The 25,811-nt window shown below is 45.6% G+C and carries 20 protein-coding genes; all 20 read right to left on the bottom strand.

The genetic code is table 11. The features are described from left to right. Positions 1-106: 106 nt before the first annotated feature. The 20 genes from AC3WU2_RS03835 to AC3WU2_RS03740 all read right to left on the bottom strand — a co-directional run bounded on the left by AC3WU2_RS03835 (position 107) and on the right by AC3WU2_RS03740 (position 25,794). The gene (locus AC3WU2_RS03835) at positions 107-886 is read right to left on the bottom strand and encodes an MBL fold metallo-hydrolase (protein WP_492451396.1); all 780 of its coding nucleotides are present in this window, start codon (positions 884-886) and stop codon (positions 107-109) included. Positions 887-1,050: 164 nt separating this feature from the next. Then, a complete protein-coding gene (locus tag AC3WU2_RS03830) occupies positions 1,051-3,120 on the bottom strand; it encodes an ABC transporter ATP-binding protein (RefSeq protein WP_492451394.1) in 2,070 nt (689 codons plus the stop codon). A 12-nt stretch (positions 3,121-3,132) separates the two neighbouring features. After that, the gene (locus tag AC3WU2_RS03825) at positions 3,133-4,875 is read right to left on the bottom strand and encodes an ABC transporter ATP-binding protein (protein WP_492451392.1); all 1,743 of its coding nucleotides are present in this window, start codon (positions 4,873-4,875) and stop codon (positions 3,133-3,135) included. Between the two features lie 17 nt (positions 4,876-4,892). Continuing rightward, positions 4,893-6,803 (bottom strand): ribosomal protection-like ABC-F family protein, encoded by a 1,911-nt coding sequence (abc-f, locus tag AC3WU2_RS03820; protein ID WP_492451390.1) that lies wholly within the window; start codon positions 6,801-6,803, stop codon positions 4,893-4,895. A gap of 141 nt (positions 6,804-6,944) precedes the next feature. Then, positions 6,945-7,100 carry a hypothetical protein gene (locus AC3WU2_RS03815; RefSeq protein WP_018757942.1) on the bottom strand — a complete coding sequence of 52 codons (156 nt, stop codon included), beginning with the start codon at positions 7,098-7,100 and terminating at the stop codon, positions 6,945-6,947. A 197-nt stretch (positions 7,101-7,297) separates the two neighbouring features. Next, on the bottom strand, positions 7,298-7,912 hold the full coding sequence (locus AC3WU2_RS03810) for a copper resistance CopC family protein (protein ID WP_492451388.1): 615 nt from the start codon (positions 7,910-7,912) through the stop codon (positions 7,298-7,300). A gap of 134 nt (positions 7,913-8,046) precedes the next feature. Next, positions 8,047-8,547 carry a GNAT family N-acetyltransferase gene (locus AC3WU2_RS03805; RefSeq protein ID WP_492451386.1) on the bottom strand — a complete coding sequence of 167 codons (501 nt, stop codon included), beginning with the start codon at positions 8,545-8,547 and terminating at the stop codon, positions 8,047-8,049. Continuing rightward, positions 8,544-9,215, bottom strand: a complete 672-nt coding sequence (locus AC3WU2_RS03800) for an Rcat domain-containing protein (protein ID WP_492451384.1) — start codon at positions 9,213-9,215, stop codon at positions 8,544-8,546. The genes AC3WU2_RS03805 and AC3WU2_RS03800 overlap by 4 nt, the downstream gene beginning before the upstream one ends. Before the next feature lie 136 nt (positions 9,216-9,351). Continuing rightward, a complete protein-coding gene (locus AC3WU2_RS03795; RefSeq protein ID WP_492451382.1) occupies positions 9,352-13,590 on the bottom strand; it encodes a glycosyl hydrolase family 95 catalytic domain-containing protein in 4,239 nt (1,412 codons plus the stop codon). A gap of 329 nt (positions 13,591-13,919) precedes the next feature. Beyond that, the gene (locus AC3WU2_RS03790; protein ID WP_492451380.1) at positions 13,920-15,371 is read right to left on the bottom strand and encodes a nicotinate phosphoribosyltransferase; all 1,452 of its coding nucleotides are present in this window, start codon (positions 15,369-15,371) and stop codon (positions 13,920-13,922) included. A 28-nt stretch (positions 15,372-15,399) separates the two neighbouring features. Next, complete coding sequence (locus tag AC3WU2_RS03785) at positions 15,400-15,933, bottom strand: cysteine hydrolase family protein (protein ID WP_492451378.1); 534 nt, start codon at positions 15,931-15,933, stop codon at positions 15,400-15,402. Positions 15,934-15,954: 21 nt separating this feature from the next. Next, positions 15,955-16,725 (bottom strand): NUDIX domain-containing protein, encoded by a 771-nt coding sequence (locus AC3WU2_RS03780; RefSeq protein WP_492451376.1) that lies wholly within the window; start codon positions 16,723-16,725, stop codon positions 15,955-15,957. Between the two features lie 144 nt (positions 16,726-16,869). After that, the gene (locus AC3WU2_RS03775) at positions 16,870-17,802 is read right to left on the bottom strand and encodes an SPFH domain-containing protein (RefSeq protein WP_492451374.1); all 933 of its coding nucleotides are present in this window, start codon (positions 17,800-17,802) and stop codon (positions 16,870-16,872) included. A gap of 1 nt (position 17,803) precedes the next feature. Then, positions 17,804-18,241 carry an NfeD family protein gene (locus AC3WU2_RS03770; RefSeq protein WP_492451372.1) on the bottom strand — a complete coding sequence of 146 codons (438 nt, stop codon included), beginning with the start codon at positions 18,239-18,241 and terminating at the stop codon, positions 17,804-17,806. Positions 18,242-18,408: 167 nt separating this feature from the next. After that, complete coding sequence (locus AC3WU2_RS03765) at positions 18,409-20,127, bottom strand: putative 2-aminoethylphosphonate ABC transporter permease subunit (protein ID WP_492451370.1); 1,719 nt, start codon at positions 20,125-20,127, stop codon at positions 18,409-18,411. An 11-nt stretch (positions 20,128-20,138) separates the two neighbouring features. After that, positions 20,139-21,197: an ABC transporter ATP-binding protein gene (locus AC3WU2_RS03760; protein ID WP_492451368.1), complete on the bottom strand. Its 1,059-nt coding sequence runs from the start codon at positions 21,195-21,197 to the stop codon at positions 20,139-20,141. Between the two features lie 291 nt (positions 21,198-21,488). Then, entirely contained in the window at positions 21,489-21,947 is a 459-nt protein-coding gene (locus tag AC3WU2_RS03755; protein WP_018757930.1) for a YlbF/YmcA family competence regulator, read from the bottom strand. A 46-nt stretch (positions 21,948-21,993) separates the two neighbouring features. Further along, entirely contained in the window at positions 21,994-23,550 is a 1,557-nt protein-coding gene (gene miaB / locus AC3WU2_RS03750; RefSeq protein ID WP_492451365.1) for a tRNA (N6-isopentenyl adenosine(37)-C2)-methylthiotransferase MiaB, read from the bottom strand. A 154-nt stretch (positions 23,551-23,704) separates the two neighbouring features. Next, positions 23,705-25,120, bottom strand: a complete 1,416-nt coding sequence (locus AC3WU2_RS03745) for a HAMP domain-containing sensor histidine kinase (RefSeq protein ID WP_492451363.1) — start codon at positions 25,118-25,120, stop codon at positions 23,705-23,707. Further along, positions 25,117-25,794: a response regulator transcription factor gene (locus tag AC3WU2_RS03740; protein WP_018757927.1), complete on the bottom strand. Its 678-nt coding sequence runs from the start codon at positions 25,792-25,794 to the stop codon at positions 25,117-25,119. The genes AC3WU2_RS03745 and AC3WU2_RS03740 overlap by 4 nt, the downstream gene beginning before the upstream one ends. Positions 25,795-25,811 lie beyond the last annotated feature (17 nt).

The following is a 25,811-nucleotide window of genomic DNA, read 5'->3' as shown; positions in this document are numbered from 1 at the left end:
AAATAAACCGACAATGAGAATCATTATCGGAGTTTAGTGTACAGCTGCTATTTTTTTCTGTCAACCATTTTTTACTAGAATGATTCTTAAATAGAAATGATGCAATTTAATACTGGTCAAGTTGAATCTGCATACCTGTTCTTGCTAGTGTAACCTGATTCGGAAGCTCATAATTCGCTTGCAAATCTACCCCATGACCCATGTGCGTAAAATACACACGTCGAGGCTGAATTTCTTGAAGTAGTTCCATCGCCTCGACCATATCATAGACGGATCGCGTGTGAAAATCCGCTTCTTCGTAATAGAAATTCGTTCCTAAGATCAGGATATCTAGGTTGATGAGGAATCGCTTCTGATCCGGATCAAGGTTGATGGCATCCGAACAATACCCTACCCTCATATTCCCCTTCGTAAGACGATACGCATAGGACGTACCGTTCTTCCCATGACACATCAAATGCGGTTCGATCGTCCATCCCCCAAACAGGATACCTTCCGCTGTAATCGGGTGAAATTGCAGCTGTCTCGGAAGCCAAGGGAACTGATCACAGATCGTATCCAATACCTCTGGCGGACCATAGACATCTCCCTTCTCCCCTGTCCATCTGCAAGCATCCGCCCACTCTGGCATACCTGCGATATGGTCAAAATGCGCATGCGTAATCAAGGCCATCTTGATGAAGCGTTCTCCTAAATGCTCCATCTGTGCAACCCAATCTGGGCCACAATCAATGAGTAAATCACCTTCACGCGTTCGCAGCATCACCGAAGATCGATATCGTCGATTGACACCTGTCGTACGCGCCTCCTGACATATTTCACAGTCACAATACACACGGGGAACCCCCATCGAATCACCTGTACCGAGGAAGATGAGTTCGTCCATTCGCATTCATCCTTTCAAGCAATAACTCGTATCTACTCATCCTTGTCTATTCTAGTCTAGCATGTGATTTCACATCGGATCAATCCAAAGCCTGTCTCTATACAGCAGAAAAGCGCTCCAAGGAGCTCTCCTCCTCAGAACGCTTTTGACCCAAATGGATGAAATCAACCTACATAAGAAGGTTTCGCCGATGGTACTGACGGTGCGGCAGGCTCTTGACCGCTCGCACTGCTCCCTTGCTGCAATTGATACATCTGATAGTAACGACCTTTATGCTGCATAAGCTCCTCGTGGTTACCCTTCTCTACAATCTCCCCACGGTGCATGACCAAGATTTGATCCGCGCTGCGAATGGTCGATAATCGATGGGCAATGATGAACGTTGTACGCCCCTTTTTAACGACATCGAGTGCGGATTGAATGATCGCTTCCGTCTCCGTATCAATGTTCGCTGTAGCCTCATCCAGAATAAGAATCGCAGGATTGAATGCTAATGCACGTGCAAAGGAAACAAGTTGGCGCTGGCCTGCGGACAACGTACTTCCTTTCTCAATGACCGGCTCATCGAAGCCCTTCGGCAAGTTCGCAAGAATACGTTCCGCACCAACATCACGAAGCGCCTTCTCAACCTGCTCCCGAGTGATTGAGGGATCATCCAGACTTACATTGCTTGCAATGGTGCCTGTAAAGAGGAATGGATCCTGTAGCACGATACCCATATGTTGACGAAGCAGCTGCTTCGGAATGTCCTGCACATTGATGCCATCAACGGTGATTGCACCTTTCTGCACATCATAGAACCGGAACAAGACATTGAGAATGGAGCTTTTGCCTGAGCCTGTGTGCCCGACAAGTGCTACCGTCTGCCCTTGCTTCGCTTCGAATGAAATATTCTTCAAGACATATTCCTCTTCTTTGTAAGCAAAGGAGACATCGTCGAACTTTACGTTTCCTTGATAACGATCCAAGGTGCCCTCAGCCACATCGGTCCCTGGTTGATCCATCAGCTCGAACACGCGCTCAGCAGATACTAAGGCTTGCTCCAGCTGTGCGAGCTGGTTCACCATACCTACGATCGGCTGGAACATCCGTCCGAGATAGTCCACGAATGCATAGATGACTCCGAAGGAGATAGCCCCGCCGATATCAAAGGATCTGCTTCCGAAATACCAGATGACGACGGCTAACGCCAAGCTGCGCAATACATTGACCAAGTTGTGCGATGTCAGAGCGTTCAAGTTCAACATTTTCGTACGATAATGGTAGTGCTGTTCGTTCATCTCTTCGAATTCTTGCTCCGTATCCTTCTGACGACGGAACGCTCGGATTACCGTCATTCCTTGGATCGATTCGTTGATCAATCCATTAATATCACTCAGCTTTGAACGAATAATACGGTTATATTGCGTTGCGAATCGACGATATACATAGATCCATAAGATCAGAATCGGAACGATGATTAGACATACGAAGGCAAGTCGCACATCCAACAAGAATAACGCTACGAAAATACCTGTAATATAGACGGTTCCTGAGAAGAAGTTCGCAAGTACATTCACGAATAGATCTTTGACTGCTTCGGTATCATTCGTGACCCTCGATACCACTTTGCCCGCAGGTAATGTATCAAAATAATTAATAGGCAAGCGGTGGATCTGATTATAGACGTCCATCCGCATCTTCTGAATAACGCGGTTCGCAGAAGTCTGAAGGTAGTAAATCCGTCCGTATTCGAATATACAAGCGACCACTAACAAGGCCAAGTAACCGCCCATGAGCATAAAGATCCCTTTCATCTCCGGCTTGTAAAAGCCTATCAGTTCATTCACGGAGATCTTCGTCGCTGCATACGTAGTCAACTCGCCATTCCCAGATTTAATCTGAAGCTGGCCGTCAGCAAAAGTACGTTCGCCTGTCGCCTGAACCGCTTCATGAACAAAGACGAATTGTCTGCCAACCTGGAGCACACGAACTTCCTGACCTTTCGCGTCCCCCGATTCCAAATGATCAGAACGTTTGTAGTAATGTCCTTGGTATTGCACCGCATCCTTACTCGACGCGTTTACTTCGATCCATGGCCTCTCAATGCCGAGAATATGATTGTCGATCATCGTCTTCGCGATGAAAGGTCCTGTCAATTCTGCCGCAACCGCAACAGCGAGCATGAGAAGCGCAAGGATAAATGATTTCTTATAAATGAGTGCATATTGATATAATTTCTTCATGACGTTCATGGTCTCACCACCTTACGATAAGTTAGCTTCTACTTGCTGGCGTTCAAATTGTTCTCTATACCATCCGCCCGCAGCAAGCAGTTCTTCATGGGTGCCTCGTTCCACGATTTCCCCATTATCTAATACAATAATAATATCCGCATGCTGTACCGCAGAGAGACGGTGTGTCGTAATTAATGTCGTACGACCTGCACGTTCACGGCGGATATTCTGAATAATTCTCGATTCGGTCTTCGCGTCTACCGCTGACATCGCATCATCCAACATTAAGATCTCAGCATCTGCAATCAATGCACGCGCGATCGATACCCGCTGCTTCTGTCCACCAGAGAGTGAGACCCCTTTCTCACCAACAATCGTCTCTAGCCCATCGGCTAACGTATTCATATCCTGTAAGAAGGATGCGGATTCGAGTGCTTTCTTCACATCCTCTTCAGATGCATCACGACGACCGTATTTAATATTTTCACGCACCGTTCTAGAGAATAGAATTTGTTCCTGCGGCACGTAAGCAACCCATTGATTAATTTCTTCAAGCGATATGTCGTCCAGGCGAGTTCCAGATACCTTGATCTCCCCTTGCCCAATCGGGTATTCACGAAGCAATTGCTTCATGAGCGTCGTCTTCCCGCTTCCCGTCTTCCCGACGATCCCGAGCGTCTGACCGCGTTCTAATGTAAAGGACATATCCTTCAGATTATCTGTCTCCGACATCGGATATTTGAATGTCACTTGGTTAAATTCAATCGTACGAGGTACCCCTACTGTCGCCGTACGTTCTGCATTCTCAACATCAGGTGTGTAGGACAATGTCTCATTCACACGATCGAGCGATGCTTCACCGCGCTGCATCACGTTGATCAATTCCCCAATCGCGAACATCGGCCAGATCATCATCCCAAGGTAAACGTTGAAGGAGACGAGCTCACCCAGCGTAATCTCTTGATGGAACACAAGATAGGCACCATAGGCGAGGCCAATCATATAACTCATTCCGACGAGAATTTTGATCGTTGGTTCGAACAAGGCATCAATGCGAGCTACGTCCACATTTTTGCGGAATACATCGTCCGTCAGGTTCGCGAACCGACGCTCATCCGCCTTCTCTTGAACATAGGCGCGAATAACGCGTACACCCGAAATCGCCTCAAGCACCTGATCATTCAATGTGCCGAACGCATCTTGCGCAATGGTGAAGCGTTCATGAATCTTCTTCCCATAGATGCTCATCGCAACGGCAATGAGCGGGAGCGGCAAGATGGCTGCCAAGGTAAGCTTCCAACTGATCATAATCCCCATCGTGAATAGAATCGTCAACATAAAGAAGCTAGAGTCAACAATCGTCAAGATACCAAAGCCGACCGTCGTCGATACAGCCCCTAAATCATTCGTCGCGCGGGCCATCAAATCACCTGTACGGTTCTTCTCGAAAAATGTAGGTGTCATCTTCAGCAAATGCTTCATAAAGCGTGTGCGTAAAATCCGCTCAATCAGGAAGGATCCACCGAATATTTGATACATCCATGAATATCCCATCACGTAGATCACGACCATCAGACCTAAGAATAGGAGCAGAAATTCTGTTAATTTCTCCGAAGTTAATGTGCCCTGCTGAATCTGGTCGATCGCCTGACCCATAAGTTTTGGCGGGACCATCTCGAACAGACCTACCACGATCAGCAGTATGATCCCTACAATGTACCTTTTTCGATACATTTTGAAGAACCAACCTAGTTTAAACAAAATCGAAAACATGCTTATTTCCCTACCTTTCAATTCAACTCTTCAAGTTCAAGCCAAGCCTCGTATAGTTCGCTTAGTTCTTGTTCCACTGCAGTATGCGTCTCATAGAGACGCGAAAGTTCCGCAGCATCTGTTCGATATTCCTCGTTCTGTAAAGCCAATTCCAGGTTACATCGGTCTTTCTCCTTTAGCGCAATTTGTTGTTCGAGTTGAACTTTACGCCGTTCTGTCTTCCTGTTCTCTGTATCGGACGTGGCGTTACGTTCTTGGATGGGAGCATTCACCCGTCTTGTTTCGGGCTGTACATGTACAGCCTTCTCCTTCTCTAATTGCTCCTTATATGCATCAAAATTACCCGTGTAGCACGCCACCTTCTGATTCCGTAGCGCCCATACATGTTCAGCAATTCGATTCACGAAATAACGATCATGCGAGATCGAGAGTACCGTTCCACGGAACTCTTCGAGCATCTCTTCCAAAGCTTCTCTCGAAGCGATATCCAAATGGTTCGTCGGCTCATCGAGCACCAAGAAATTCGGCGTTCGCTGCATGATTAATGCAAGCTTCAGCCGCGTCCATTCCCCACCGGATAGATTCATGACAGATTTGAAGACGGATGCGCCATAAAATAAATACTTAGCTAACATCCCTCGAGCCTCTCCCTCTTCAAGCCCCAACTCATAACGGAAGTACTCGAGCACCGTGACGTTCTGTTCCGGTGGTTCGTCTTGTGCGAGATATCCGATATCCACGCGGGAGCCAAGCCGGATCTCACCCTGGTCGGGTTGTTCAAGACCCAGAATGAGCTTCAACATCGTACTCTTGCCAGCGCCATTGCCGCCAATGATCGCGATACGATCTCGATAAGCGAGGTCAAGCGAGACATTGTGGAATAACGGCCGCTGATCATATCCCTTCGATACGTCTTTCAGACTGAGCACATCTTTGCCCGAGCGATCTGTTTCATTCGGCTGAAAATCAACTTTTTTTCGCTCCAGCACAGGACGTTTAATTTTGTCCATTCGATCTAATGCCTTCTGAATCGAGGCTGCGCGCTTGAAGAACTTCTCATTGCCACCGTTATTGCCCCACTCGATGTAGCGTTTAATCGCATCTTTCATTTGCTTAATTCGCTTCTGCTGGTCTTTGTAATCAGCGAACTGCTGCAGAAGATTTTGCTGCTTTTCTTTATGATAATCGGAGTAGTTCGTCAAATATGTCGTTGCTTCTCCGTCTTCAATCTCAATAATTTTGGTCACGACCCGATCCAGAAAATAGCGATCATGCGACGCAATCAGGCAAGTACCTACATAGGCTATGATGTATTGTTCCAACCATTCAACCGCATCGAGATCCAAATGGTTCGTCGGTTCATCGAGCAGCAGGAACTCGGGACGTTCAATAAGGAGCTTCGCAAGCGCGACCTTCGTCTTCTCTCCGCCTGAGAGATCAATAAATTTCCGATCAAAGCTCTCCGACTTGACTCCAATGCCATTTGCGACCTGCGAGATGCGCGTCTCGATTTCATAACCACCCGCTCGCTCGAATGCCTCTTGTATTTCAGCATATCGCCGAAGCAACAATTCCATTTTTCGCTCATCGCTCGCTATTACCTGTTCACTCATCTCAGCTTCAAGCTCATGTAATTTGGACTGCAATTGTATTGCTTCCCGGAAGCTCTCAAGGAGTACGTCATATACCGTGCTAACTTGGTTTTCCACTTGTATTTGCGTTAAGTATCCGATCTTCGTTCCGCGGGGTATCGCAATCGTTCCACGATCAGGTGTATCTGTGCCGGCCAGCAGCTGCAGCAGCGTTGATTTACCAGCCCCGTTCTGTCCGACAAGTCCTACTTTCTCTCCATCATTAAATTCAAACGTTATATTAGACAGCACCTGTGTCGCGCCGTAATATTTCTCAATGTGATTGCAACTAATCATGTCAATCTTTTCCTCCTGGGCATATACGAACGTCATGTTCGCTCTCGTAATGGTGGTACTCACATCACGATTCCGCCTCCGAGGCAACAAAAAAAAGGGCCGTAGGGAGGAGTCCCTACAGCCCTTTAGCTATTTCGTCCGCTAAGGTTTAGGCAGGAATCGTTCCGCGTGAGTAAACTCGCTATGTGCAAAAATGGACAGACCTGTAGCGTGGATAGCTCCAACGTATGCGAAGCCAGCTGTTTGTACCATCATTACGTTCTTCTTCATGTTCTGATCCATTAGATTGATATTCATCCTGCCTACACCTCCTTTTCTTAAAGTAGTATTACCATAACACACCATATTTGAGTTTTGCAAGCACATTTTCAATTATTAAACGAGAATTTAGGTTTTGGGTGACTACTATTCCCTAAGACGCTAATTACTCTAAGCAAGCAAAAAAGAAAAAGACACATCCGTTAGAGACGAATATGTCTTAGTTCGAGTGATTATTATTTTCTTCTATTCCTTCTGCTCATGAGATAGACTACGAGCAATACTAGGACGACAACTGCACCAATTCCTACAGGCAGTAGTATATTAGATGATGATGATTCATCCGCAACTTTCGTATCGTCCTTCACCGGTTCGGTGACGGAAGTAGTATCGTCCTGTGGGTTAGACCCCTTGTCGGGAGTAACTTGCTCGGGTTGCTTAGCTTCTTGCTTCGTATCATCTGGCTTCGCTGTCTTATCCTCTTGCTTCACTTCTGGCATCTTCACGGTGAACGAATAGGAGTGCTTGACGACATGTCCATCTTCGCCGAGAATTTTCCAATTCACGGTATATTCGCCATTCGGCAGCGCTTCTGGCAAGGTTCCAACCATCGATTTATCTTGCACCGTTACTTTTAACGAATCGACTTTTTGCTTGGATGCATCAAGAATATCAAATGAACTCAATTCACCAATTGTTGTTTTGAAGTTGAGCGTAATTTCTTTTAATTCGGTCGTTACGACTTCTTTGCTGCTAGGGGACGAATCTTTCAATCCCGTATGTGCGAAGATCGTCGTCGGTAAAATCAGGGTAAAGATGAGTGCTATGCAAAATATCATTGATTTTTTCATTTTCGTTACTCCTTCAAGCTAAATTTCGAACCCCGAACATTATAACAGACTGTTCTGATGATTCAAATGACTCGAAGGGGCTATTGACTTACGCAGCATGGATAGGAATTAACCTTTCAACTTGCTCTTCTTCATCATTTTTTCTCATATAAATTCGCGCGCCAACCATTATCCCAACGGAAATCTCTTACATACGCATAACCGCATGCTTGATAATATTGGTTCAATCGTGGGTTGTCCGACATGCAATCGAGCCGAATCGTATGTTTACCTTGATCCTTGATGTAATCCTCTGCCCATTGCAGCAGCTGCCTTCCAATCCCTAAGCCTGCATGGCGTCTGCTAACGGCAAATCGATGGATATAACCTGCGTCGTCATGATCAAGTTCCTTCCAAATGGCGTCCGACCAGCAGATGAGGCAGGTGCCTACGACCTCACCATTCCTCCTTGCTAGAAACATCTCGTATCCTTTCTCGAAGCAATCTCGCACTTGACTGACTTCGAAATGATTAGGGTCCCATTGATCTATGCCTTTGGATTTGAGCCATTTGGCGGAACCGATCCATAAGTCAAAGATGACATCACTCTCGTCGATTGTGGCCTTGCTGACATCGAGGCTCAACATTTGATTCATAACGTCACCTCAGAAGTTAATTCTCTTCTTACCTTTGTGGTTCGCAGCTTCAATTGCTTAATGAGAATATAAATGATTACGATAGGCACGAAGTTAATTCCTATGAGAGTAACATTACTATCAAATTGAATATAGAAATTAAACTCACTGAATAAACCAATCTTGGTCTTAAACACGGTATCTATCCCCTGCATCCATTGGACTGTGAACTGAGATCCGGCGATAAAAGTATATGCAACCCCTTGAAATACAAACTGAGGAAATTGAAAAGCCTGGACGATTATAGATAAAGAATAACCGCTTTTCTTATCTTGTAAGAGCAGAAAGCCAGCTAGACAAGACATAAGGTATAGCGCAACAAAGATCAAGGAAATAATCGTAACCACTAGATTATTCAACTCGCTTAAACGTAGCAAAAGTCCAAATGTTATAAGTATCCCTACGATCCCGCCAATCATTTCATACCAACCAATTATTTTGCGAATGGTTCCTGCTCGATTTACATGACGTATATCACCTTTAAAACGAATAGATCCATTACGATATTGTAATGCACAGGAATAACAGTGACCGGGATATTCAGCATCATGGCAGTTTTCACAGAGATGAAGATGACATAAATGGCATTGAACCGATGCCTCAAATTCAGGATGATAATAACAATTCAAAAGAACGATCCTTTCTACATACAGAAAATGTTATACTCTTTCAATTTTATCCCAATGGGAAATATTGGTCTATATAAAAATAGTATGAAATAGAAAAAGGTGCCCTAATCTACAGGAACACCCTTCTTCAAACCTACTAATTCATAATTTTCCTAGCAACAAGGACAAGATCATTCAGGTCAATCAAATGATTGTTGTCGATGTCAGCGCGTCTGACCTGCTCCCAGTCTGGGCTACTTATCGACTTGCCGTAATGAACTGCAATCATCGCAAGATCACCAATACTCACTTTGCCGTCCCCATTCACGTCTTCTGGAATTCCAGCAACAACCTGGATCACGATAGACGAATCCTCGGCTTCATATTCACGTCCATTGGCATCCGCTAACCTACTAGAAATCAAATTCATTGTTCCAGAAGCAGTCTCTGTTCGTTGTTTCGCTCTAAATTCGACTTCAATGGCATCTACATCACCAATGACGGAATGATCTGCTCCTTCACTTACAAGTATGAATCGGATTTGACCCGGCTTTTTGGAATCTATCGAGATCAGATTCACCCCTGCAACTAACGATTTAGCCTGAACAAATTCATAGAGTTCATTATCGTAGCTCAAAGTGTAGTCTTGGGCAAGAATTGCATTCTTAATATTCTCCATGCCTATCCTTACCTGAAAATTTCGGTTCGACTGAACAGTTGTTGGCCCTGTTAATGTAACCTTCACCTCCGAGTTCACGGCGTTGTCAAAGGACTGAACGGCTGCGTCCAAATCCTTCATCGCCTGTGCGACTAGTTCTTCCGATGCCGAAGGATTGTCTGCGACGATCTGAGCCCGATCGATTGCCTGCTGTAGAAGTGCTTTGGAGCCTATAGGATATTGGCCGTTCTGTGTTCCTTCGGTTGCAGCGTTAAGCTTATCTCGCGCATTCCATATTGCGGATGTAAGAGCAGCTTGATCCACTTTTGCGATCGTGATGGTTCGTGGTATCGCAGCAATCGTATCTTGTGCTTTGATTACTTTAATATCATCGATAAAATTCCGGTTGAACTCCGTCCCACCCCAGAAAGAACCGAACACGATCGTATTAAATTGCTTCGGTAGCGTCGTATTCGTCGCAATCCATGAGCCATCAATGTACAATTTGATGTCTGTATTGGAGCTATAATCCCATTTGAATTCATGCCAACCTGTAGATCGTGGAATGGATGAATTGGACCAAGTTGATCCGAAACGATAATTATAGAATGCATTGTTATTATACACACCGATCATGGCGCGGCTCGCATCGGTTCCGTTCGAGATGGAACCAACGAGCTGCATCGACGAGGCCTGAATCGTTGCATCATCATAGAACATCATTGTAATAATCCCATTCTGACTTGTCTCGAATATTTTCTTCCGCGTCCCTTGGCCGATATACTCCGCACTCTGATTCCCTGTCCAAGACATATCGTTCGAGAGCGTTAAGCCTTTATTTGCTGTATCCCATACCGTATCACCAAACCCGGACTCATCCGTCCCATCTTCAAAATCGATCGAATAGGTTACCGCATCACGCAAAGTGACCTGAGCCGTTACAGAGATTTCCTTCGCTGATCCTGGTGATTCCTTCATGGTTAGAACTCCCGTACGATCATCAATGGTTGCGAAGCCAGCCGTGGTATTGTAATCCACAGCTACAAATCTAGGATCCTGTGTGAAATCGATCAAACGCTTATCACTCATCTCACCTTCAAGCTTAAGATTTACCGTTGATCCTACAGCTGCGTCAATACTGGGCACGGATGACCCTACACGGATCCGCTGCAGTTCTGGGCGGCTAGGTGTAACTTTCACCGTATAACTCTCTGTTTTGGTAACACCATCCATGGTGAGCGATGCATGGATGGACACATCGCCGCTCTTGAGCGCTGTGAGCTCCATCGTGTCCTGATTCAAAGACGCAACAGTATTGTCAGATAACGTTATATGGGTCTGAGCATTATGAGTTGGCAGTATAGCACCGCTCGCCGATCTTGCTTCCACATGAATCGTTGTTGACTCACCTGGACTTAATACGGATGGTGCTGCTTTAACCGTGACCGTACTTAGCGGAGGCATGGCTATACCCCAGGCATTGATCTTGTCTGGTACCGAGACTGGCGAGAGAATCAAATCAGGAAGTTCATTTCCGGTATAGAGGATGACCCACTCCCCTTTTTTCAAATCCACTTCTACTACACCATTCCCGAGATCCGTAACATGAAAATTTCGATTCCCATGTGCTTTCACAGCCCCCGTCAAACCTGTTCTCACCTTCATTGGCTCACCAGCCAAGCTCTGGATTCGGACAAACTGCGTAGCCCCGTTCTGCCGTTTGGCAGAGATTTGAAAACCACCATCAGCAAGCATCTGATGAAATTGCGAATCCTTCCATGTGTTTGGTACACTTGGGAAAACTCGCAGCACACCATTGTAGGATTGCAGCAGCATCTCTTGCAATACGCGATTAAAGAAAATCGGTGTCTCAATGACAGGACTTGATTCCGTGTACATCGTATTCGGATGAACTTGTGTATTCACGAACGTATCCAAATAGGATAACTCTGCATCACCTTCACCCTTCATCGATTTGAACGCAGCTCCCGCAAGATAGGAATAGCCGCGGAATGATGCCGATTTGCCGAGCCAATAATCAACGGATTGATCAATTAACGAACCATCGGAAGCATTGTCATAGGTATACTCGAGCAGCGGGTAAATCATCATTAAATGCGACCAATGCCGGTGGGAGGAGGTTAAGTTGACCCCTTTTCCGATCATAAAACCGTTCTTCGCATCAATCGGATATGGCACTAAATTCGACAAGATTTCCTGTGCTTTCTCAGCCGACGGGTCATTTGCCTGCAATCGGTCGTTCGCTTCAAGGATGGCCCGGCATAGCCATTTCAATAATGACAACGTATAGTTGGAATCTGCTACACTGTCGGTATATTCCGGTGATGCCGTCCCTGGAAGATGGTATTTGCCATCTGATTGTTTAACCCCAAGAATATGTATGAAGTAATTAAGATTTCCTTTCATCAACGGGAACAATTGATCTCTTAACAAAGCTTCATCCATCGTCATTCGATACTGCGACCAAATATTAAACAACGCCCAAGTCAGATTTCCCGCTTCCGTAAGTACTGGACTTTTCATGGTCAAACTGCTCATTCGACCAATTGCGTAAGAATCCGCATGATAAGGGCCCGTATTCGCTGCTAACATACTTCGGTTATCATACAATGCATCCACCAAAGGCCCGGCCAATTCAAGATGATTCGACGCATACAAAGGCGCATAAGTAAGCTGCGTATTGAGATTCCACCATATGCCCGGCCAAGTGGTTGGTGCGAACCAAGGTCCCATCAAATCGATCATTGGCTTATCGGCACGTGTCGCGGAAGCTAATTTGTATAGCTGAATCCAATAGAAGCTCTCTTTCTTGGCATCAGGTATGGAGATAAAGCTCTTTGGATAAAAGTCATGCCACCAAGACTGATGGGAGTCACGCAATTTGTCTATACCTTGATCAGCCGCTTGATTGACTGCATCGACAGCCTCTTGCTTCGCAGTCGTCCCCGGATAAGAGAATCCTTCGCTAATATAAATGATTTGACGATTGGCATCGATTTGCTTGTATTTCCAAGCCGTCGCATATTGTCCTTCTCCTAATCCCTCCGTATGATACTTCACGTCCTCTGGCATCGATTGGACACTTACTTGAACATCCCCTATGGTCTCTAGGGTCTGTGCCGGATAAGCGATTAAATCCGCAGGCGGATTGTTCGTTCGGGTCGATTTGGAAGGGTCTGGCTTCCACACCCAAGAGAAATTGCGCTCATTCCCTGTTGTCGTCACATCCAGCACAATGACGTTTTCTGAGGCGTGGGTGAAGCTGTTGATTGTCAGGCTCCCTTGATCTGTTGTAATCGTGCCACTTGCCTCTGCATTCCATAAACATAGTCGCATATTCCCTCGAGGATTCCCGCCAACATAACCAAGCTCAAAATGCCCGTTAGGCAGACGCGCTTCCGAGTATAAATCACCATATAGGATGTCGTAGCTTTTACGGTGATCAAATACATCGGTTCGACTCACTTCGAAATTCAGCGTCTTCCCAGCTTGCTGCCAGAACATCGTGCCAAGGAGACCATTTCCGAGAAACACGCCCTCCTTCCAACTCGACGGGAGTATATCCCACTTCATATCACTTCTCGCTAAATAAGATGACCAATCAATTGAAGCATTCACATCTTGTACCCCCTCTGCTGCGTTTACGGACTTGATTCCCCAAGGGATGGAGACAATGACAAGAAGCCAACTCAGAAGAACAAATGAAGCTTTTTTCATTCCGTTACCTCCTTTTCTCAGCTCAAACCTGCTCGTGACAACGCTTTCAGAGCTAATTCGATCGCACTCCCCTCCTGTATAATGAAGCCATTATAAGAGAGATCATGTCCGTAAAAAATAGATTATTTTCCTATAATAGTTGAAAAATATCTGGTTATACAAGCATAATGAATGCTTGATTTTATTAGGTCAAAACCTTACACAAACCGGTCAAAATTGTACCATTACAACTGCGAAATGGCGCTAATTCCCCCCGTCCCAATGGACAAAAAGAAAAATACCACCTTCCCGTTGCAATCACGAGTTGGTGGTATTTCATCGGTACCTATTTAGTTCAGTTCCTGCATATGTTCCTCGAGCAGTTTACGCTTCATATCCCATGCTGCAAGACTTAGGTCCACATGATAGACGTGCGGATTCATTTTCCGCAAATACTGTGGCCAGAATAGTTGTAGCTGTTCTTTGTGATACGTACGAATCTCCTCCAGGGTTGGCAGCTCATATACTAACTCGCCTGCTACGAAGATCGGCGTTAGCATGACCTGTGTCTCATAGTCCTGAACATGCCGATGTAGATAGGGATGCAGCGGATCGAACAACTTAATTCGATTCCCTTGCTTCACTTCATCTTCCTCGCTTAAGCAGATATAGTCTGCGAGTGCTTTGCCTCGATTCGGATCAATGATGCGATAGACATCTTTTTTGCCCGGTGTCGTAACTTTTTCCGGATTCCCAGAAATTTTGATCGTTGGATGATATTCACCGTTGCGCTCTAAGGCAACGATTTTGTATACACCGCCGAGTGCTGGCTGGTCAGCTGCTGTAATCAGCTGTGTACCAACCCCCCAGATGTCGACTTGCGCACCTTGTGCCTTCAGATCCGAGATCGTGTTCTCATCGAGATCATTCGATGCGACGATCAATACATCCGTTAATCCCGCTTCATCAAGCATTTCACGCGCATGAATGGATAGGTAGGCAATATCGCCACTATCAAGTCGAATGGATTGCAGACGTTTTCCTTTTTCAGCTAATTTCTTTCCGAGCTCAATGGCATGCGGGACACCGCTTTTCAACGTATCATACGTATCCACGAGCAGGCTGACCTGATTCGGCAGTGCCTTCGCGAATTTCTCGAACGCCTCCTCTTCGGTGTCGAAGCTCTGAACCCAAGCGTGTGCATGCGTCCCTTTCGTAGGAATACCAAATTGCTGCCCTGCGAGCATGTTCGACGTTGCATCGAATCCGCCGATAAATGCTGCTCGCGCACCCCATACGGCTGCGTCGGCTTCTTGTGCTCTTCTAGTACCGAATTCAAGCAAAATATCCTTGCCAACAACCTGTCGAATTCGTGCTGCCTTCGTCGCAATCAATGTCTGGAAATTCATGAAATTCAGCATCGCCGTCTCGATTAATTGCGCTTCGAACAACCGAGCTTCGACTCGGATCAAAGGCTCATTCGGGAATACGAGCGTCCCTTCTTTGACTGCGTGCAAGTTGCCTGTAAACCGCAGTTGTCGAAGTTCATCCAAAAAACGCGGATCATACTGTTCTTCCTGCTCCGCCAAGTATTGAATCGCCTCTTCATTGAAATGAAGTTGCTTAATGTAATCAACAATTCGTTCAAGCCCCGCAAATACGGCAAAGCCATTCCCGAAGGGGAGCTTGCGGAAGTAAGCGTCGAACACAGCCATTTGGTTATGTGTCCCGTTCACCCAGTGGGCATACATCATATTGATCTGGTATTTATCAGTATGCAAAGCCATCGCTTCAGCGTTCATTCTGTTCATCTCCTCATGTGCACGATGCTTATACGACCTGTGCTCCTAAAGTGTTGGCGAAATGTCCTAGCGCCCATTGATGGCCTTGCGCATTAAAACTCGCGACGGCATCTTGATGGACGATAATACGAAATCCTTTGTTGTATGCATCTACAGCTGTATGCAAGACGCAAATATCTGTACATACGCCAATCAAATGGAGCTCTTCAATCCCTCTCGCACGTAGTTGAATCTCGAGATCCGTACCGCAAAACGCACTATAACGCGTTTTATCCATCCAATAAATTTGGTCTTGACGCGATTGGTACAATCCCTGTAGACCACCATATAAATTGCGACCTTCAGTACCGCGAATATTATGGGGTGGAAATAGCTTGAATTCGGGATGGTTCACATCCTGCTCTTCATGCAAATCCACGGCCATCACGACGAAATCCCCTTGATCTACGAATTCTTCGGTTAGGGCTAGAATCCGAGGTTCAATCTCTATTCCGGGCTCGCCTACAGGTAGCCTTCCATTCACGAAATCAATCGTATAATCAATGACAATCAGTGCTCTCATAGTTCATCACTCCTCTTGGCATTATGTATAGATCGACACTTCCGGTACATAATCTGTAAATCGATACAACTGTGCAGGCCGTTGTGAGTATTGATTGGAATACAGCTTCTCACCCGATTCATCACAAGCCACTTGAATGATTCCTTTACGACTTTGGGTCGAAGTGATTTTCCGAATAAAATTCGTCTCTTTGAATTCCGGAACAACGGTCTGAATCACCTGGTACAGCTCGCTTAGCGTGAACAATTCCGGTAAAAATTCCTTGGCAATCGTCGTTACAAGCATCTGTTGTTGAATATTGCGATAAGCATCTGCTATAATCTCACGGTGGTCAAAAGCTAACTCTAACTCGTGCAGCGCTTCCGTTACCGTGAATAATTTCACATCTTCGGCGTCGTCTTGGGCTTTGCGCTTCTCCAGCCACTTCTCGTTCACAAGTGCGAAGAAGGCATGTGAGATCATCCATCCTCTTGGGTCACGCCCGGGCTTGCTGTAGACGTTCAAATAATCTAAATGGACATCCGCTACACCTGTCTCTTCCATCAGTTCACGACGCGCTGTATCAAATAACGTCTCGGATTCTTTGCCAAAACCGCCGGGTAGAGCCCAGCTCCCAGCGAACGGCCATCGCTTGCGCCGAATAAGCAACACCATCAATTCACGATATGGTAGCGACTTCTTCGCCGTCTGCTTCTCTGTTTGTGTAATCGTAAAAATCACGATATCTGCCGGAGCACCGTCTGGTGTCCGATATTTCCCCACATTATATGTCTGGTTCTCTGTCGAATCCATCGATCTCGCCCCGATTTATTATTGTATTTTTGATATTATTATTATGACATATTAAACATAAATGTCAATCATTCGTTCTATTGTATCACAAAAAAAATAAGCCTCGCATAATCGCTTAGCTTATCTTTCTTCGATTTCCAGCTTCTATACGGATTTCTTCGCTTTGAACATCTCACCGATCGCGCCGATACTGCCCAGCGTCTCAACTGCACTTGCCGGGATAAATATTTTATTCGCAGCGCCGTTCGAAATATCTGTAAGAGCTTCAAACGAGCGATAAGCGAGAATATTCTCATTCAACCCTGCCGAAGCAATGAGCTCAATCCGTGTCTTCTCAGCCTCCGCGACGGCTTGGATCGCCTTGGCGCGACCATGTGCTTCAAGCTCTTGCGCCTGCCGCATGCCCTCCGCTTCGCGAATACGCGCCTCTTTGTCTCCCTCTGCCTTCAAAATCTTACTCTGTTTATCCCCTTCAGCGCGTAATATCATATCCTGCTTCGCCGCCTCGGCTTCAAGCACAATAGCACGTTTATTCCGCTCTGCCTTCATCTGCTTATCCATCGATTCCTGGATATCAAGCGGCGGCTTAATATCAATGACCTCAACACGCTCAATTCGCACGCCCCACTTCTCCGTAGCTTCATCGAGCGCAATGCGGATTTCGGTCGATATTTTCTCCCGGCCTGACAACGTCTCGTCTAGCTCCAGCTTCCCAATAATTTGACGCATCGTTGCTGTTGAAATATTTCGAACCCCATAGACATAATCAGAAATACCGTACGTTGCATGCTCAGGTCCGACTACCTGATAGAAAATAATCGTATCAATCTGTACCTGTACATTATCCTTCGTAATCACCGTCTGTGGCGGAACATTCGCTTGTTGGATACGCAAGTCATGATACGTACGAACATGATCAATAATCGGAATAAGAATATTAATTCCAGGCGTTAACAGTCGATTGAATTTACCCAGCCGTTCCACGACCCCAACACGCTGCTGCGGCACAATCTTCACCGTAAGTGCGATAAAGACAACGACAACCAATAGAATTACAATCGTAATTATCCATTCCATACTAGACATCGCCTCCCCAAGGTTCTACTTCTAGAATCGTACTACGACGGTGCAGCACCCGGACTTCTGCATCACGAATAAGGGTTTTATTCGCCGTTGCACTCCAATATTCATTTTCTACTTTCACAATCCCCATTTGACCAAGCTCAATCGGCTCCGTCACAATCCCTTTCTTCCCAACCAATTGATCCACAGCATCCTGGAACCCACGAGATTTGCGAAGTTTGTGTGTCAGAGGCTTCGTGAAGATCGTAAGCAGAACAGCGACTACAGCAGCGATGATCACTTGAAATAGAAGCGATGAATCCGGTACTGCCAGCGCTACAATCAATCCAGCCAGCGCGCCGATCGCGAGCCATAACATGTAAAAAGTGAAAGACATCATTTCAGCGATTAGCAGAACAGCTGCAATGATTAACCAGACAACCCACACATCCATCTCCTGTCCACTCCCTTCTGTCATTCTTCCATATATACGTCGCTTCAGCGGAAAATATCATGGAATGCTCAATTTACTTTGAAGTTTTTGCATTGATCACAAAAAAGACATTCAAACCGTCCCCGGTCAGAATGCCTTTTCCCAAAAATTGATCCTAGTTATAAAAATTAGAGCTTCAATGCACCGCTATCTTGCTGCGCGTCATTCGTTCTAGATTGCCACTTCGCAGCACGCTTGCGCATAGCCGATGTTGCCCATTCATACAGGATGCGGACCAACACACTCGTTGCAACAAGTAAGATGGACATCGCTGATGCAGGCGCGATATCTCCCGCATCATCCATATTCACGATCATCACCGAAGCTAGCTTCAAATCCGGCGCGTATAGGAAGACAACTGCCGAGATTGTCACCATAGAGTTGATGAAGAAGTAGATCCCCATCTCCATCATTGCAGGAAGCGTAATCGGAATCGTCACGCGGAACAAGGTGCGATAGAACGGAACACCCATCGAATCCGATGCCTTCTCGAACTCGGAATCCAGCTTCTTCAATGCCGTTGTTGCTGTTATGAAGGAAACGGAGAAGAAATGGACAATGTTCACGAGAACAAGAATCCAGATGGAGCCATACAAGCCGTGCATTGGATTCGATCGATCATTGAAGAAGAAGATGTAAGCAAGACCCAGCACCAACCCAGGTAGAGCTAATGGAAGGATCGCTAGAAAATAACTGATCTGGCGCACAAACTTCCAATGATTGATCTTCTCAATCGCATAAGCCGTCAAATAAGTCACAAATGTTCCGATGACCGCCGTCAATGCCGCCACTCTGATACTGTTCCAGAAAGGCTCCCAACCGGTTCCCCCTGCAACCTTTGTAAAGTCAAAGTGGTCTAAGGTGAGCGATAAATTATATGGCCATAGCTTCGCAAAAGCGCCGAATATTACCGTTAGTAATAAGACGAGAATCGCACCGGATATGATCGCGCAATAAATCGTATAAAGCCGGTCGCGCCATACGCGAGGCACCAATTGATATGGGGCAGCCTTGGCACTGACCGCATTTTTCTGTTTACGATCTAAGTAGCGATCTACAAGAAACGCGAGGCATGCAGGAACGATGAGAACTAGTCCGACGGTAGCCCCCATCGTCATGTTCTGCTGTCCAATGACATACTTATACATATCAGTGGCGAGCACGTTGAATTGTCCTCCGACAATTTTTGGCGCCCCGAAGTCGGTAAATGCTAGCGTGAAACAGACGAAGAAGGCACTGATAAGTCCGTATTTGGTCCCTGGAAGCGTGACCGTCCGAAACTTCCGCATCGGATTCGCACCGAGCATCTCTGCGGCTTCATATAACCGATAATCTGACATCGATAATGCAACCACTAGAATCAAAAAGGCTTGCGGGAACGTATACACCACTTCCGAGATAATGATCCCTACAGGCCCATAGAGATGAATATCGATACCAAATGGCATATGCCCGAAAAATCCTGTCGTGATAAACCCTTGATTCCCGAACATAAAGGTCAGCGCAAGCCCGAAGAACATCGAAGGAGCAAATAACGGCAGCATCGCAGTATATCGGAAAAATGTCTTTCCTCTCATCGGTGTGCGCACAATGCCATAAGCATACACAAATGCTAAGCCAACCGAGATGATTGTACTAATTATCGAGACATACATCGTATGTCCTAGCGATTGAAGTAATGCAGGTGATTTCATATAATTGAGCAAATTGGATACCCCGATCCATTGCCCTTGTTCATTCATGAATGCTTTCTCAAATAAACTGCCGAGCGGAAGCAGAATACTGATTCCGAGTAGAATCACAATAAGAAGTAATAGCAGTCGTTGTAAAATCTCATTCCACTTCACGTATAATCCCCCTACGCACGCACCAGTATCGGTTTCTCTGTCTCAAATGTAATGATCCGTTCTTTAGGAAGACTAAAAGGAATGATCTGCTCTTTCGTGAGCTGAAGCCCTTTAGACTGTTCGGTAGAGATATCGATCATCACGAAGCGCGGGTTTGCGAGACGCTCATCGTCCATCCATTGCAAAGTGACACGATAGAAGGAGCCGCGAAATTCGATATTTTGTATTTTGCCATACTGCAATGCTCCACCTGCATCATCTGCAAATGCTCCAAGATGAATATGCTCCGGACGAATCGCTGAAGCCAATTGATCTTGTGGATGAAGCTCACGCGTCGAATCGTCCTTCATGAAATTGATTGCGCCAATAAAATCAGCAACAAAAGGACTATTCGGTTGTTCATAGACTTCCTGTGGTGTCCCAATCTGTACAATCTCCGCATTGTTCATGACAACAATCTTGTCCGCCATCGTAAGCGCTTCTTCTTGATCGTGCGTTACCATAATGGTCGTCATACCACACTTCTCATGAAGGTTACGAATCTCACGGCGCAGCTTGTCACGAACTTTCGCATCCAGTGCTGACAATGGCTCATCAAGCAGCAGTACATCGGGTGCCATCGCAAGTGCACGGGCAAGAGCAATCCGCTGCTGCTGACCGCCGGAGCATTGGCCCGGATAATGACCTGCCAGCGCAGTCAGATTTACGAGATCCAGAACCTCTTCCACCCGCTTCTTGATATCCGCTCTCGATAGCTTTTTCGTGTACAAGCCATACGCGATATTCTCATAAGCGGTGAGATTCGGGAATAGCGCATACGATTGGAACATCATCGCGAAATTCCGTTGCCCTGCTGGCATTCTTGTAATATTTTTTCCCGCGAGCGTAATCGAACCTCCCGTTGCGGTCTCGAGTCCTGCGATGATCCGCAGCAAGGTCGTCTTTCCACATCCACTCGGTCCGAGCAAACACACAAATTCATGATTTTCAATATGCAAATCAATGCCTTTAAGCGAAGTAAATGATCCAAATTTTTTATGGATTTGCGCTAGTTGTAAATAAGGTTGCATCGTGTATCCTCCATAACTCAAATATGTTAGCAAGTTAACTATAGGCAACAATTGTTAACATCATGTCAATGATTTATAAAGATTTTGTAGATGCAAACACTTGGAAAATGAGGATTAATGAGAAAAACTTCTATCGATGTATTCTCGAAGATGAGTGACCGCATTCAGCGGTTGTTTTTATCGCCAATCAAAAAGAAGTTTTCGCTACATTTGCGAAAACTTATACTTTCTGATGTGGTTAAAAAAAGAGCTGCAACTTACGCTTGTAGCGTAGGAAGCAGCTCTTCTTGTTTAATCTCCGCATTTGGATGCGGGTACGTCTTTACCTTCTTCAACAACCAGCTTCTCCGATACGGTATCACGAATTGCGGTCATAATCATTTGCAGTAAGTAATTCAAATCGCTCTGGCTCTGTTGGAACTCTGCTACGATTGGGATATTATCGAGTTCTTCTTGAAGATCATCGATTTCCTTCTCGATCTTGCTGACCATCGAATTATTCTGGAATTTCTCGAATGCGACAATTTCTTTCTGCTTCTTCTTCATGGAAGCAATCAACAGCTGGATTCGATCGTTAGTATTGATCGTCTTCTCTGCTTGTTGATACATCTTCACTTCTTCGGAGGTGTAGATCAAGTCTGCAAGCTCCTTGGCCTTCGACATAATATCGTCACGTACGATGAGATCTCGTACTTCAAATTTAGGAATCTGATTCTCTTCATGCGAATGATCGTGATGATCATGGCTCATCGTTATCTCTCCATTCTTTCCCAATAAATCTGGACATGAGACTATTTTACATAGGGACTTGCTCGGTGACAAGTTCTCCTTTCATAAACCATGTGAACGAATCGGTAACTTTTACATGTACGAAGGTCTCGATCAGGTCTTTCGATCCTTCAAAATGAATCAATTTATTCGTACGTGTACGTCCCGATAACATATTGGCGTTGTTCTTACTCTCCCCCTCCACTAACACTTCTACAACCTGCCCGACCATTTGGTCATGAATCTGACGACTAGACTGCTTAATCGAGTCATTTAAGCGCTGCAATCGCTCCTTTTTCACGTCCATTGGCACATTGTCCTCCATCGAGGCTGCAGGTGTTCCTACGCGTGGAGAATAAATGAAGGTATAGGCCGAATCATATCCGACTTCCTTTACAAGCGAAAGCGTGTCTTCGAACTGCTCATCCGTCTCACCAGGGAACCCAACAATGATATCTGTGGTAAGAACTACGTCCGGTATCGCTTGTTTGATCTTGCAAACCAATTCCAAGTATTGCTCTCTCGTATATTTGCGGCTCATGATCTTGAGCATTTGGGTGCTGCCGGATTGCACCGGAAGGTGAATATGCTCAACCAAGTTGCCACGCTTCGCTAATACTTCAATCAGATGGTCGTCAAAATCGCGTGGATGGGATGTCATGAATCGGATGCGAGGAATATCAATTTTGTTCATATCATCCATCAAGTTCGCAAAGGTATATTGGATATCTGTAAAATCTTTGCCATACGCGTTAACATTCTGTCCAAGAAGGGTAATCTCTTTAAAACCCTGTCTTGCGAGATCTCGTACCTCCGCGATGACATCCTCAGGCCTGCGACTGCGTTCTTTTCCGCGAGTGAAAGGCACGATACAATATGTACAGAACTTGTCACAGCCATACATGATGTTAACCCATGCACGCATTCCTTCCCGCTTCTTCGGTAAGTTCTCGATGATGTCGCCTTCCTTGGACCATACCTCGACGACCATTTCCTTGCTAAATAATGCATCTTGGATTAGGTAAGGCAAGCGATGTATGTTATGGGTTCCGAAGATCATATCGACGAAGCCGTGCTTCGACATAATCCGATGTACGACCGATTCTTCTTGCGACATGCAACCGCATACACCAAGTAACAATCCCGGTTTCTCCGTCTTCAAGTGCTTCAGATGACCTAATTCTCCGAATACTTTATCTTCTGCATTTTCGCGAATCGCACATGTATTCAGTAGAATAACATCTGCGAGCTTACGATCTTCTGTACTCTGGTAGCCCATTTCTTCGAGCATACCTTTCATCGTCTCGGTATCATGTTCATTCATCTGGCAGCCGAATGTATAGATAATATAATGTTTGCCTTTACCGAGGTCCTTCAGTTCATCTGGAATTCCCGCATCATAGTGAACTTGAATATCTTCTTTACCTCTTCGTTTCTCTTCACTATGATTCGGTGCAGAATTAATCGATATTTCACGTCCGTTGATGCGGTACGTGGTTTTACCCTCTTCTTGTTTAACCACTTTGGCTGTCGTAAAGTCAAAATATTTCGCATAGTCTTTGGATTTGTTATTCTGCTCAGTCAAATTCGATCCACTTCCCTCTATACTGAAATCATCATTGTCATCTCATGAATCCAATTTTTAATTATATCATGCAAGTATAGAAAAATCACCTGCATCGCAACCGAAACAGGTGATTGGGTTTATCTTCATGCTATTTTCAAGAGAGGAATCCTCCCTAACTATTCGTCACGATCGGAAATTGCACAGTCACACATACGCCCCGCTCTATCCCTGGCTCTATTGTAATTTCACCATGATACGCATTAACGAGGCGTCTAGCAATCGATAGTCCGAGACCTACGCCGCCGCTCTCTCTCGATCTTGCTTTATCCACGCGATAGAAGCGGTCGAAGACATGCGGGATATCCTCTTCCGGGATCCCAATCCCTTGGTCTATCACTTGAATCTTTACCCGGTTGTATTGGACTTGTCCAATAATGTGTATTTCCTTGATTCGCTCTGAATATTTCATCGCATTATCCAACAAAATTAGCAAAATCTGTTCAAAATGAAATGGAGCGATCTTAATCTCAATATGGTGCAAATTGCTGAGATCCTGCACGAATCGAAACTCATGATGAATAACGGAGACTCGATTGGCAACGTTCTGAATGAGCTCCATGATTTCGATCGGCTCCGCCGCTTGATCCTTCACGGCATCGGCTCTTGTTAAATCGATCAATTCCTGCACGATCCCTTTCAGACGCACCACCTCTTGCAGAGACACATGTAGAGATTCATTCAATATTTCGGGATCTTCCTTCCCCCATCGATTTAAAAGGGATAGATGCCCTTCAAGGATTGCGATAGGTGTCTTCAATTCATGGGATGCGTCCTCGACAAACTGTTTTTGCTGCAGGAAGGAAGCTTCTAGATCATCCATCATCGCATTGAACACCATAGATAAATCCGAAATTTCGTCCTTCGACTCCGTCGTCGCAACCCGCTCCTGCATGCCATTCCGTTTAATTCTGCGCATCGTCTTCGCCATGGATTGTACGGGCTTTAATAATTGACGCGAGAGGATCCACCCGCCTAAAATGCTCATTAATATGGCGACAATAACGCCGATCAATGTAGTAATCAGGATTTGCCTGCCTAGTGCATCGAATGCTTCCAGACTGTTGATGATTTCTATCGTTCCTCGGAACTGACTCGTAATAATCGGACTGCGAAAGATGATGAAATGATCATCGCCCTGGGTGACATATTTGAGCTCCGGAGCATCAACCATCTGCGGAATGATCCAATTCTCATTCACGCCATCGGATACGACGACAATTGATTTTCCCTGTTCATTCACGATTCGAATCAGCTGATCCGTCTCGCTTAATTTCTCCATAAACCGGCGGCTGGCCAGAAAATCTGCTGGCGTCGATACCCGCTTCTCCTCCAAATACATCCGGAGCTGACTCATATCTTTACGGATACTCTGCTCTGACTGGCGTACAAGCCATTGATTCATCACAAAATAATGAACCGCAGCGTAAATGATGAACAAAATAAACAGCACACCGGCTGACCATACAGTTAGTTTCCATCGAAGAGGTAATTTAGAGAGATACTGTCTCCACTGTCTCCGTTCACTCATGAGCGCATCACATATCCTGTTCCTCGGACCGTATGAATAATATTCTCTTCACCCATACTTTTTAATTTTATACGCAAATATCGCACATAGACATCAACAACGTTAGTCTCCACTTCCGAGTCGTATCCCCATACCGAATCGAGCAACACTTCTCGCGTCAGAACGCGGTTAATATTCTGCATAAAAATCACGAGCAAATCGTATTCTCTCTTGGTAAGTTCAAGCTGTTGTCCTTCAATCTGAACCTCATGCGCATCCAGATCCACCTTGAGGTTATGGAATGTTAGAACGGTACTTGACGTCCCTCTAAGATCTTCAACGCGTCGTATAAGAGAACGAATCCTTGCTAACAATTCTTCAATCGCGAATGGCTTAGGAATATAATCATCCGCACCGAGATCCAGACCACTTACCCGATCCGTAATACCATCCCTTGCAGTAATCATAATGATCGGCGTTGATTTCACCTGCCGTATTTGACGGCATACCTCCATACCATTCAGTCCTGGGAGCATCACATCGAGTAATATGACGTCCCAGTCCTTGCTCAACGCTTGCTCTAACCCCGTTCTACCATCGTAACTAATATGGACGTCGAAGGACTCATGCTTGAGCTCCAACTCGATAAATCGCGCCAAATGACGTTCATCTTCGACCACGAGTACCTTTCTCATCGACCCCATTCCTCTCT

The organism is Paenibacillus sp. EB106-05-06-XG162 (assembly GCF_058791655.1).
The sequence above is the reverse complement of the archived record's forward strand: the minus strand, read 5'-3'. Positions and strand labels throughout refer to the sequence as shown.